At 57.3% G+C, this 12,835-nt stretch carries 8 protein-coding genes; 1 reads left to right on the top strand and 7 read right to left on the bottom strand.

The window, feature by feature from the left end; all coding sequences use genetic code 11:
• Positions 1-31: 31 nt before the first annotated feature.
• The 6 genes from nrfD to FYC48_RS21570 form a co-directional block, all read right to left on the bottom strand.
• Positions 32-1,456: an NrfD/PsrC family molybdoenzyme membrane anchor subunit gene (gene nrfD / locus FYC48_RS21595; protein WP_149498874.1), complete on the bottom strand. Its 1,425-nt coding sequence runs from the start codon at positions 1,454-1,456 to the stop codon at positions 32-34.
• A gap of 104 nt (positions 1,457-1,560) precedes the next feature.
• Entirely contained in the window at positions 1,561-4,887 is a 3,327-nt protein-coding gene (locus tag FYC48_RS21590) for a TAT-variant-translocated molybdopterin oxidoreductase (protein WP_149498873.1), read from the bottom strand.
• 215 nt (positions 4,888-5,102) lie between these two features.
• The gene (locus FYC48_RS21585) at positions 5,103-5,816 is read right to left on the bottom strand and encodes a cytochrome c3 family protein (RefSeq protein ID WP_149498872.1); all 714 of its coding nucleotides are present in this window, start codon (positions 5,814-5,816) and stop codon (positions 5,103-5,105) included.
• A 265-nt stretch (positions 5,817-6,081) separates the two neighbouring features.
• Entirely contained in the window at positions 6,082-7,146 is a 1,065-nt protein-coding gene (gene folK, locus FYC48_RS21580) for a 2-amino-4-hydroxy-6-hydroxymethyldihydropteridine diphosphokinase (protein WP_149498871.1), read from the bottom strand.
• 62 nt (positions 7,147-7,208) lie between these two features.
• Positions 7,209-7,394 (bottom strand): hypothetical protein, encoded by a 186-nt coding sequence (locus FYC48_RS21575; protein WP_149498870.1) that lies wholly within the window; start codon positions 7,392-7,394, stop codon positions 7,209-7,211.
• Between the two features lie 123 nt (positions 7,395-7,517).
• A complete protein-coding gene (locus FYC48_RS21570) occupies positions 7,518-9,395 on the bottom strand; it encodes an arylsulfatase (RefSeq protein WP_235034356.1) in 1,878 nt (625 codons plus the stop codon).
• A 301-nt stretch (positions 9,396-9,696) separates the two neighbouring features.
• On the opposite strand from FYC48_RS21570, the gene FYC48_RS21565 reads away from it, so the two are divergent.
• Complete coding sequence (locus FYC48_RS21565; RefSeq protein WP_149498869.1) at positions 9,697-11,676, top strand: sulfatase family protein; 1,980 nt, start codon at positions 9,697-9,699, stop codon at positions 11,674-11,676.
• 381 nt (positions 11,677-12,057) lie between these two features.
• Here FYC48_RS21565 and FYC48_RS21560 read toward each other — a convergent pair whose 3' ends face one another.
• Entirely contained in the window at positions 12,058-12,603 is a 546-nt protein-coding gene (locus FYC48_RS21560) for a carboxymuconolactone decarboxylase family protein (RefSeq protein ID WP_149498868.1), read from the bottom strand.
• Positions 12,604-12,835 lie beyond the last annotated feature (232 nt).

The raw sequence follows: 12,835 nt of genomic DNA, 5'->3' as shown, positions 1-12,835 counted from the left end.
AAAAGCTCTGACTCTGTGAATCGTCGCCCGTTTAGTGTCCGCCTTCACTGTGCTCTGCGGCCGCATGGGCCATGTGGTGTTGCTTGGCCAATGTCGATTTGACTTCGGCCATGTTGATCACAGGCAACGTACGGCAGAACAGCAAGAACAGGGTAAAGAACAAACCGAACGAACCGATTAGCATTCCCCAATCGACCCAGGTCGGTGAAAAGTAAGCCCAGGCACTGGGCAGGTAATCGCGTGACAAACTTGTAATGGTGATCACGAATCGTTCAAACCACATCCCGATGTTTACGAAGATGCAAATCACGACGATCGTCCAAGGCGTCGTTCGAAGTTTCTTGAACCAGAACAACTGAGGGCTGATCACGTTGCAGGAAACCATCGTCCAATACGCCCACCAGTAAGGCCCGAAAGCTCGGTTGACGAACGCAAACTGCTCGGCCGGAACCTGGCCGTACCAAGCGATAAAGAACTCCGTACCGTAGGCTAACCCGACCAGCGTTCCCGTCGCCAAGATGATCTTGCACATGTTTTCCAAGTGCCGAATGGTGATCAGCTTTTCCAGGTTCAGCATCTTTCGGGCGGGGATCATCAGCGTGAGCACCATCGCGAAGCCGCTGAAGATCGCCCCGGCAACAAAGTACGGTGGGAAGATCGTCGTGTGCCAGCCGGGAACCTGTGAGACCGCGAAGTCGAACGAAACGATCGTGTGAACCGACAATACCAGCGGGGCCGCGAGCGCGGCGAGGATCGCGTAGGCCTTTTCGTATCGCATCCAGTGTCGCGAAGAGCCGCTCCATCCCAGGCAAAGGATGCCGTAAATCATCCGTCGCCATTTGTTCTTGCTGCGGTCACGGAACGTTGCCAAGTCGGGCACCATCCCCATGTACCAGAACAGCAACGATACGGTGCCGTAGGTCGAAACCGCAAAAACGTCCCACAACAGTGGGCTACGGAACTGCGGCCACATCCAGAGGTTCAAACTGGGATAGGGGGCGAGCCAGAACGCCAGCCAGGCGCGACCGACGTGAATGCCCGGGAACGTACCCGCACACGCGACGGCAAAAATCGTCATCGCCTCGGCCGCTCGGTTGATACTCGTCCGCCATTCTTGCCGGAACAGATAAAGAATCGCACTAATCAACGTTCCCGCGTGACCGATCCCGACCCAGAAAACGAAGTTAACGATCGGCCATCCCCAGAAAATCGGCGCCCGGTTACCCCAGACACCGACACCGGTGTAAATCAAATACAAGATCAGTAAACCTAGCATTTGCAGCAACGCAAATGCGATCAAAAAGCCACCGACCCAGCCGGCACTCGGTTTGCGTTCGGCAACCTGGCAAACCGATTCGGTGATGTCGTGGAAAGTCGTTTCACCAAGAACGAGCGGGGCGCGTTCGCCGGGTCGTTCGACGGTGTTATCCAGTCCGTTTGGAATGGCCAATGACATGAAACGTTCTTATTGGTTGAAGAGGTCTTCGTCTGGATTGTCTGGTGGTCGCGGCGGCTTCTTGCGCCGCGTCTTGATTTGTTACTTCAGTTTTGTCTGACGTCTCAGTGGGCGTCGTCACCGTGGTCGCCGGAAGCTTTGGCATCATGATGGTCGTCGGAGCCGTGCCCGTCGGAGCCATGACCATGCTCATCGTCGTGACCGTGGTCGCCGTGTCCGTGGTGCGACTCGATCGTTTCCAGGTCGGTGATCTGTTGTACGGTTTTCAGTCGCGGGTGCGGGTTGCGGATCCGGGCCAGGTACATCGTCCGTGGCTTGATGTTGAGCTGCTCCAGCAAGCCGTAGGCTCGGTTATCAGCGTGCATCTTGGCGACGTCCGAATTTGGATCGTCGATGTTTCCGAAGGAGATCGCGTCGGTGCTGCATGCCGCTTGGCAAGCGGACGTGATCTCGCTGTCCTGAATGCTGCGGTGTTCTTGGCGGGCAGCGATTTTTGCCTTTTCGATCCGTTGAACACAGTACGTGCACTTTTCCATGACCCCACGGCCACGCACCGTGACTTCCGGATTCAAGACAAGTGCTTGTAGCTTGCGATTCGCACTTTCGATGCTGCCGGGGTAGGCCTTAACGCCGTAGCCGACGCCAACGTCTTCGTTGTAGTTGAAGTAATTGAATCGCCGAACCTTCACGGGGCAGTTGTTGGCACAGTACCGCGTTCCGATGCAGCGGTTGTAGGCCATCGCGTTGAGGCCTTCGTTGGTATGTACCGTTGCCGCAACGGGGCAGACCTGTTCGCAGGGGGCCGTTTCGCAGTGCAGGCACGCCATCGGTTGGTGGACCACCTGGGCGTCGTCGGCGTCCCCTTGGAAATACGTGTCAATTCGCAGCCAGTGCATTTCACGGCTGTTGCGAACCTGTTCGGCGCCGACGATGGGCACGTTGTTCTCGCTTTGGCAAGCGACCACGCAGGCGTTGCAACCCATGCACTTGGAAAGGTCCACCGCCATGCCCCATTGAGGCACGAAGTCAAACGCTTCTTCCTTACGGATCTCTTGGATCGGTTCGTATTGAAGCGAACCGTACTCGCCGACTTTGGGGACGTGCGGGGCCTTGGGTTGTTCGTTGGCAAAGGTGGGGACCTTATCGAGCAGTTCAACGGTCCCTTCACGGACCAAGTTGTAGCTTCGCCGCTCGGTCTCTTTCCTTCCCAGTTCGTCGATTGCCCAGTGGTTTTGTGTGGTCGCGAAGTCGTACTCGTTGTAATTCGGTCTCGCTTCGACGCCGTACGCGACTGACATTGCGTCGGCGGTGCGGATCGGCGAAACGTCAATTCCAACTGCGTCGATGCCGTGGTCGGTCATTCCGCCGACCATCCCAGCACGTGTGCGGCCGTACCCGATCGATACAGTCACGACGCCCGGGGCAATTCCGGGGACCTCGTAGACGGGCAGTTCGACCTTCCTTTCGCCACGGCGGAGCGTGACATAGTAGCCATGCTTCACGCCAAGTTTCTTAGCCGTCCCGGGGCCGACCAGGGCGGCGTTGCCCCAGGTCAATTTTGTAATCGGCTGGGGTAATTCTTGCAGCCAGCCGTTGTTCGCGAAGCGTCCGTCGTATAGGCCATCGGCGACGGTAAAGACGACCTCGAAGTCGTTCGGATCGATGTCTTCGGGAGTCACGGCGGCCGGTGCGTTTTCAGGCAGCGGCTTCGCCGAGCCACTGACTTCGGTGATCCCCGCCTGACCTTTGACCGCGTCGGCAAAGCCGTCGTGCAGCAGTTGTCGCCACTCACGTTCTTTCAGCGGCTGACCGGCGACTTCACCGGCGGTTCGGCGAACCATCATCATCGGGTCGGTTTCATCGCTTTCAATCATCAACGCGATGACTTCGGGCAATGTTCGGCCACCCATCAACGGAAGGATCTGTGGCTGACCCACTCCATAGAAGCCCTGTAGGTTGACGGTGTCGCCCCAGGATTCGAGCGGATGTGCGAGTGGGAGCGACCAGTTGCAGATCACTGCGGTCTCGTCGTCGTACTCGCCTAGGTAAAACGTTTGCTCGACCTTGTCGATCGCAGACGTTATGTCGATATCGCCAGGGGCTGTCACGACAGGGTTGCCCCCAGCGATCAACAGAGTCTCGATATCGCCGGCGTCGATCGCCTGGACCAGTTCACCGATTGACTTCGTATCGAGGTCCCGGTCAACGCAGGGCGTGAACGATTGAATGCTTCCGAGTGAACCCAATTTCTGGTTCATCTCAATGCCGGCGGCGACGGTCTCGGCACCGAGGGCGGAACCGACGATGACGACGGCCTTGTCACCTGCTTCGACGATGTCGTGGGCAAGGCAGTCGATGAATCGCGATTGTCGCTCGGAGGCGGTAATATCGGGGTGGTTGAAGGGCAATTCGTCTGCGGGGTGATCGTGCGATTCACCCGCGTTGAGCTTTTCCACCGCCCGTGCAACTTCGGCTAGCATGGCCGGCATTTGGCTGGGACGGACGGCCAGACGCGTGTCGGCCATCGTGCCGGTGACGCTGTAGCCAGCCTCGGCGACATAGAGTCGACTCATTTCGCCCTGCTTGGGGTCACGTTTCTTGGCGAAGCTCCGTGATGCCAGCAGCGATCCGGGGTCGCTGCCGAGCGGGTCTCCGCCGAGCACGAAGATAACCTTGGCTTCACTGAGGTCGAGTGCTTGATCGCATTCGGTCCCGAGCATCGTTTTGGTCGCTTGACGCATCACCCCGCCGTCGATGGTGTCCATCGTGGCGATCGTTGCTTGGGGCAGTTTCGCTTGCAGCTCACCGATAAGTCGCGCGGTCGTCGGTGACGCTGTCGGCGAGGTCAGCAGTGCGAAGCCTTTTCCGTCACCGTTGCTGGCAGCCTTTTTGATCGCGGCTCGGCCGACCGCCAGGAAATCTTCCCACGAGGTTTCTTGTTTGCGGGCGTCACCGATTCGTTTAAGAACGGGGCCGTCATCACCACGCGAGCGATCCGGATCATAAAGCGACAGGATCGAAGCTTGGACGTAGGTGTTGGTGCCGGCAGATGAAGGGTGTGATGGGTTGGTTTCGACGTGTTGCGGGCGGCCATCGAAGCAGCGAATCAGCAGGTTGTGCACGCCACCGGCGATCTCAATATTGGTTGCCCGGTCGTAAAATTCGCCGGGAACCCGGCCTTCGGGGCGGATCACAAAAGGCGCGATCACTTCTTCGGGATACCGGCAACCTGCGACGCCGGCCATTGCCAGTGACGCACCCATCAATTGCATCCAACGCCGCCGAGACACACCCTCGGGGAACTCCGAAGCCGCAACCGGAAATTCGCGGTGTAGAAAGTTTTCCTTGAACTCCGAACTGCCGTGATACTCCGAAAGACTACGCCAGTAGTTGGGAGCTTGGCTGTTCTCGCTGGATTGCTTTTGCGTCATCTTTGATTGAATCGATCAGTTGCTGGCCAAGCTAGAACGTCCTAGCCGCCGGGACTGGTTTGGAAAGTGGGGCCGAACGGTTGGCTCGGCGACCCGGTTTTGATTCAGGTGCGACGTCACGCCAAACAAAGCGATCGATCGACACCAATTTCACTACACAAGCGATTTGTGACACGGCGTTTAGCTTTTTGGCAATCACGCCACGAATGACCGAACTACCGGTGGCACACCGCACAGTGTCGCTGGGGATGAATGTTTTCTTTGTCTCGAATCATCTTCGCGAATTCTTCTTGGTTCGCGACGTCGTAATGCTCTTTCCAGAAGTCTTCCGACGGCTCCCAGTCGAGCTTGGTGACAAACTCACGCGGGCGGAGGTGTTCGTTCGGATTCTGGTGGCACTCGATACACCACGCCATCGAGAGCTGCTCGTGCTGGTAAACGGTTTCCATCTGGTCGATTCGACCGTGACAAGAAACACAGCTCACTCCGGAGTTAACGTGGGCAGAGTGGTTGAAGTAGACAAACTCTGGGAGGTTGTGGACACGAATCCACTGCATGCTCTTACCGGTCTTCCAACTCTCATGAATTGGTTTCAAGTTGACGCTATCGGCATGCACCGCGGCGAGCGAGGTCTGGCCTTGCTCGTTGCGAGGACTGTGGCAATTGACGCATGTCGCTGTCGGCGGAACCGCAGCGTGTGATGCTTCGAAAACGGTGTTGTGACAATACCTACAGTCCAGCTTTAACTGTCCGGCATGGATTGCGTGGCTAAAGGGCACCGGCTGCTCTGGCTCATAGCCAATATTCAGCGTGACGGGGTCGGTGATTAAACCTCCCATCGCAGCTGCAAACAGCCCACCGCCGCCAATCGCAGCTCCGAGGACGAGGAGGAAAGGGTTAGTCCACCGCGGGAATAGAAAACGTTCCATGATCATCGACCGGCGGCTTGCCGGACGCTTTTTCGCGCAGAAAAGTTCGACGGGTACTTTTGAGGATTGGAAGTATCGGGTGATCGCGGGCTAATTGACAAGGGCATCGTTGGGCCGAGCGACATTGTGTCGCTAAGTTTCCACCGCAAGTCGTGTGGCTCATCGTCGCAGCGCTGATCCGTCGGTAAAAAACAGTCGACTTTGACGATCACGTTCCGCATTGAATTGGATTGATCGGCTCAAACGGTTGCTTTCATTCAGTCGATTATTTCTTCCACCAACGTCCGTCTTCACTGACCGGTTTGACTTCACATCGCATTGAGTCAAATGCTGAGGACAATTCGCTGACTGCCCAGTCCAGGTCGCTGCATTCGAGACGGTATTCCGGCCACTGCCAGCCACTCGGCCACATTAAATGCGGTGCCGGCCAACGAAGGTTGTCTTCTGATCGGTGGATTCGCACCAAAAGACGCGGCATTGCGTTGCCCTGTGGTGTCAGCGTCTTGTGACCATCGACCGATTCGCTGTGGCTGTGAAATCGCTGCGATGGCAGGCTCAGGCCGTCGGTGACCCAAGGCAAGGTCGTACTCGCGGGTTCGTCCGACTCGGCAATCGCGCCGGTTTTGTCTGGGTTAGGTTGAGCTAGGTCCAGTTGATCGAGGCCCGATTGATCGAGACTAGGTTGAACGGGGGAAAAACGCCGGTACTCAATCCCATGCTCAGCCTCCAGTCGGCGGCAAAGGGTCTCTCGTAATGCTTGCGAACCGGTCACCAGGGCAAGTGACGGGGCTCCTTGGAGTAAATGCTGGCTGATCTGAGCCATCGTCCAGCCGAACCGTGGATCGCAGAAATGTGGCACGACGTCGCATGCCGGGCGGAGGACAAATTGACGCGCCGTGTAGCGAGGGTGTGGGACCACTAATCCGGTTGCCCCGCCGACGAGCCGTCCATGAAGGACGACATCGAGGTCGATCGATCGGGCGTCCCACCGCCTTCGTCGTTGTCGCCCAAGGCGTGTTTCCAGCTCTTGCAGTCGATCGAGAATCTCGCGAGCCGGTGCGGTCGTTTCGAAAGCGCCAATTGCATTGAGGAACGGCTCTTGCCCCCCGGGGCCACCGATCGGAGGCGTTTCAAATAGGCGGCTTGTCTCCAGCGGTTTCTCGGCCGAAATAATTTCCCACCGTGAAATCTCTTCGGCCGCCGCGGCGATCAAGTCATGTCGATCGCCGAGATTGCTGCCGAAGCTAATCAAGCATTGCGACACCTGGACGTGCCGCGCCGTCGACTGTCCGGGCAACGGTCGTGACAATGGCTGAGATGAAGGTTTCATCCCGACATCCTACACCGCGCCGGGGCATTGATCGAGATTGAGTTGCCCGCCAAATCGGCAACTCACCGTGAGCCGTACACGCTAGCGTCGGGCCCTACGTCCTCCGCTTCCAAACCCATGCGATCTTGTGCTTCGCTGACATAAAACACGGCCTGATCAATCTCGTCTTCACTGTCCAGGACGTGGCAATCGCTCTCCGCCCTTGCGTTTTCGCCAGCCTCGCATGTCGCCCGGCAACCAAGTGCCATAAGTTTTCCATGTAATGAGCGACGTTATTCGATCGTTCATGCATCACCCGTTTTGCGAAATTTAGGGTTGCAAGGCCCGCGGCTAGCGCCGTCGGCTCGCTGCCGCGCGTTACCACTTTCCTGTCAGTCCAACTTGCGAAGCATCAGCAATCGCATTTCGCAGGCCTGCGATCCGGGGATCTCGGTCGCCACAAGCGACAGCGTTTGCCGACCGGGCCGGATGTCGATGGTGCCCAGTGTCATCGGTTTCCAACGTTTGACGTAACCTTCCATCCGTTCGACGCGGTCCTCGGCGGCACCGATGGTTGGGCTTTCCACCGGAGTTTCAATCTTGGCGGTGATCGACGAAGCCGTGTTCGACGTGGTCGCGCCGCCGTCGCTTTCAAGGGCCAGCTTTAGCGTCGCGCCGACGTCCTCTTTGGGGCACACGTAATACAACTGAACTTCGTACCGACCGGCCGACAACGCATCGACATCCCATTCGATCCGGCTTTCGGTATCGCTCCAGTCGTGCAGGTAGGTGCAGTTGGGAAAGCGGTTGCTACGTTTGATGGATCCGTTGAAGGTCGCATCCCGCGCCGGAAGCTGTGTCCATGTCGCATCGGGATGGGCGATTGGGAACGGACGAGGTTCGTCGGTCTTTGGGTCACCGATCGACTGTTGCCAGCGGAGGAGTTCTTTGCCGAGGTGCGCGGCGATGTCGGGGCGAGTTTTCGCGATGTCGGTTGATTCGCCACGATCGGATTCTATGTCGTACAGTTCTCCGCTGCTGTGAATCCGATACGATTGCGTTCGCGCGGTTGTGCGATTCTTCCACCGACTGAACAGGATTCGATCATCGGCGGCCAGTCGACGATCAGAACCGGTTAGTTCGCGTGCGAAGGAAATCCCGTCAACCGGCTTGCCTTCGATCTGTTGTTGCTCCCAAGGGATTCCCGCCAAATCAGCCAGGGTCGGCAGTAGGTCGATCGCCCCACACACCGTACTGATGTGTGTTCCTTCGGTGACTTTAGCGGGGTAGCGAATCATCAGCGGCGAACGCAGTCCGCCTTCGTTGGTCGCTCCCTTCCGGCCTTTCATGCCCCCGTTGAAACGCCAGCCGTTCGGTCCGTTGTCGCTGAAGTAGACAACGATGGTGTCGGAAACCTTCCGGGTCGATTCGAGGTGGCTGACGAGTCGTCCGACATTGTCATCGATATTCTTGACCATCGCTAACGCCGCCCGGGCATGCGGTGTGTCTTGGCGTTTCGCGTTTTCGGGTTTCGGATCTGGCGTTAGATCTTTCGACCGAAAGTCGTCCCAGTATTCCTGCGGAACCTGCATCGGCGAGTGTGGCGTGTTATACGGCAGGTAAACAAAGAAAGGTTTCTCGCCGGCGGCATCAATGAACTCGATCGCATGGTCGGTCAAGTCATCGATGATGAACCCTTTGCCCGAGGTGATCTTGCCGTTGTGTTCAAGCATCGGATCAAAGTAGTGCCCCCAGTGTCCACTGCAGAATCCATAGAACTCTTCGAATCCACGTGCGTTGGGATGGTAAGGCCATTGCATCCCGCTGTGCCATTTTCCGAAGGCCGCCGTCTTGTAACCGGCACGCTGAAATAGTTGGCCGATGGTTTGTTCGTCGGCATCAAACCGTTCGCCTCCCGATGAGGTGCTGTAAACACCCATGCGATTGTGATAACGCCCGGTCAGAAATTCGGCACGGGTCGGTGAGCACACCGCGCAGACATAAAAATTCTCGATGTGGGCGCCTTGCTTTGCGAGTGCATCAATGTGGGGCGTTTCCAAGTTTGGATTGCCGTGCAGGCTGAGATCGCCCCAGCCGGAATCGTCCGCCAAGATGACGACGACGTTCGGGCGAGGCGAGGATTCCGCCGCCGCCATCGATGCTTCGCCGAGCAAGAAGAATCCGGTCGCCATCAGCGTGCCGGCGGCCATGCTTGACGACCATTCTCGTTGTCTTAAAGCACCAATAAACAATCCAATGAATCGGTTCATCGCGGAATCAAAGTCGGGGGATCAGGGGGGAGGGAACGCAAGGCCGACGGAGCGGTGTGGCGGTTGGGAGCGCCGTTCGTTTTCGGCAACTTTGTCACGAAGGCCTTCGAATCGACGTATCTGAGTTTAGCAAAGACGCGCATCGGCAGGGCAATCTGCCGGTCGGCCTAGTCGATAGTGAAGGCGCCCACGTCATTCGATCAACCCATCAATCCCGACGGGTTCCCTCGGCGGCACTCCGGTTTTGGTAAGTTCTGAGATCGACGCTCCCCGATTCGTCCCACCTCCCCAGGACCTCGTGATGTACCGACCGGTGATTCGTTTGCTGCTGACGTGCCCGCTTCGCGTGGGGCTGTTGTTGTGTAGCCTCGTTCTGTTCGTGCCGAATTCTTTGGGCCAGGACGCCGCTACCTCCGGCAGCGAAAGACCCAACGTCATCATCATCTTTATCGATGATATGGGGTTCGGCGATGTCGGCTTCAACGGAGCGACCGGCCCCAAGACACCGCATCTCGATCAGATGGCCAGGGAGGGGATGCAGTTTCGCGATTTCTATGTCGGCTGTGCCGTGTGCTCGGGGTCGCGCACGGCGCTGATGACGGGGACGCATTATCAGCGTTTGAACATGGCCGCGGTTTTGTTTCCCAACAGCAACAAAGGTCTGCATCCCGACGAGGTCACGATCGCTGACATGTTGCTCGACGCCGGCTACGCGACCAAGTGCGTCGGCAAGTGGCATCTCGGGCATCTACCGCCCTGCCTACCGACTTACCAAGGGTTTCAGTCGTACTTTGGAATCCCTTATAGCAATGACATGTGGATCGATCCGGCGAATCGATTGGCCGATGACATCGTGCTTCGCGAAGGAGTCACGCTGGAACAATTACGCGCGGGCGAAAAACAAAAGAATCAAGTGCCTTTGATACGAGACGAAGAGGTGATCGAATACCCTGTCGATCAATCCACCATCACGAAGCGTTACACCGAAGAGTCGATTCGCTTTATCCGGCAACATCGCGACGAGCCATTCTTTTTGTACTTGCCCCACACGATGGTACACTTGCCGCTGGCGGTTTCCGACGCATTCAAAAATCGCACCGGTAAATTGATCTGGGACGCGATCGAAGAAGTCGATTGGTCGGTCGGCGAAATCCTTGGCGAGCTTCGTCGTGCCGGCTTGGACGAACGAACGTTGGTGATCTTTACCAGTGACAACGGCGCCGCCGTCGGTTCGTCGTTGCCGCTACGGGCCAAAAAAGGCAGTGTGTACGACGGCGGTATCCGCGAGCCAACCGTCATGCGTTGGCCGGGCCGAATCCCCGCCGGAACGGTCTGCCGCGAAGTCGCCGCCTCGATCGATGTGTTGCCGACACTGGCCAAGCTCTGTCGAGCAGAATTGCCGCAACGTCCGATCGACGGACACAACATCTGGTCTCTGATGAGCGGCGCAAAAGGGGCGACCAGTCCGCATCAAACCTATTGCCTGACCCACGGTCCGGGCACGGTGCGCTCAGGAAAATGGAAGTATTATCCGTGGCCCGAAGGCCAGTCGGGGCGCAAGGCCGATCGGTCAGCTCGCGATCAAAATCAGGGTGACCGACCCAGCGTTCAGCTTTATGACACCGTCGCCGACATCGGGGAAACACGCAATGTTGCGAATGAACATCCCGGTGTCGTTCAACGTCTGCAGGCGGCTTGGGAAGCTCACAACAAGGAGCTGTCTGCCAATCGACGTCCCGCCGCCGACCTGATTCGGCCCAAGGATGCGTTGTCACCCAGTCGTCCCGGCACTCCGGGGCGTCGATCGAACAGCAACGTCGCGCCTCTGGACTGGGCTACGGTTGAACCCGGAAAAACCTACCCCTCAAGCTCTGTTGCGAATTTGGTCAAGCAACCGTTCACGTTGACGTGCAAGCTTTCCGGGGACTTGGCCAGTGGCGTCGTCGTGGCCCACGGTGGGACGCTGACCGGGTATTCAATGTACCTGCATGATGGTCAACTCACGTTCGCAATTCGGCAATCCGGGGACACGATTCGACGCGTCTCCCTACCGCTGGGACCTGCAAGTGATTGGACGATCGTCGCTTCGGTCACACCGACGGCGATTCGGCTGAAAGTCAATGACAACCGAGCAGAGGTTTGGCAGGGCGATGGGCGATTGCTGAGACATCCCGCAGAAGAGTTGTCGATTGCGTTCGATAGCAAGATGCCCGTCGACCCGGAAGGACCTACTCGTCGATTCGACGGTACGATCAAATCAATTCGATTTCAGATTGATTAGCGCACGCCAAATTCTTCCTTTGCCGCAGCCATGCCACTAACCGCAAACATGGCGATAAAAACTGTCCCGCTCGCACGCAAGCGATGCGTTTTCTGACGGAAGAAATCCGAGTGCCGGTGAAGCCGAACTGGTAATCAGGCTTGGCCGCCTGAGCCAAAGACGTTTGAAAACATCTTGAATGGATTGCGTTGTCAGCTCGGAGAGCGAAACGACATTGTCGCTCGGTTCTCCGAACCGAAAGCGTTCGCCAAACGTTGTTCCTTGGCATTCACCAGATCGGTATCCAGGCTTTCGTTGGCATCAAGACGTTGCTCTAACTCCCCGATCAACTCTCCCTCAGCAAAAGAGAGTTGATCGATCGGCAACGATTCAGCGGCTCGTCTAAGCCACCGCCAGTTCCGGGGCGGCGGGGAAATCGATGACAGGGTCGGCCACGTGGTTGAAGTAGTTGGTCAACAGGTTCAATGCGACCCCCGCGATGATTTCCGTGATTGCATCCTCTTGGAAACCATGAGACTGAACTTCGCTTAAATCTTGGTCACTGACACGGCCCTGCTTTTGAACGATCGCTTTGGCGAACTGCACCAACGCATCGTCGCGGGAATCGACCGCACTGCCGCGGCGGGCATCAATGATTTGCTCGTCGGACAAGCCGGCGTGCTTGCCGAGTGCCGAATGGGCTGCCAAGCAATAGTTGCACTCGTTCGACTGGCCGACCGCCAAGGCGATCAGTTCGCGGTCCTTGGCGGTCAGCACGCCGCCGGCGAGTTGACCGCTAAACTGCAGGTACGCCGAAAGCGTCGCCGCGGAATGACCCATCGTTTTCATCATGTTCGGAACCATGCCCAGCTTCTTGTTGACCGCGTCGTACAGGGGGCGGACTTTGTCGTTGGCTTGTTCGGGGGCAACTTGGGATAGACGTGACATCTCTGAGTTTCCTTAGAAGAAAGTGGATTGGCGAAACAACTTATTTCGCAGCGTTTCGTTCTGACGTTCTCCTATTCACGCTCCGTGCCAAATGTCTCGTGTAGTCGTAAGTCGTTTATCTGAAGAGGCTTACATGAATTCTGGCGTCTGGTCTGTCGCAACGAAATTTCGTGGTATCATTTAATTTCGTTTCATGCCACGAAATATCGTTGCGTTTGTGTGTTCAGAGGCG

Source organism: Roseiconus lacunae (assembly GCF_008312935.1).
GTDB lineage: Bacteria > Planctomycetota > Planctomycetia > Pirellulales > Pirellulaceae > Stieleria > Stieleria lacunae.
This window is presented reverse-complemented; position numbering and strand designations above follow the sequence as displayed.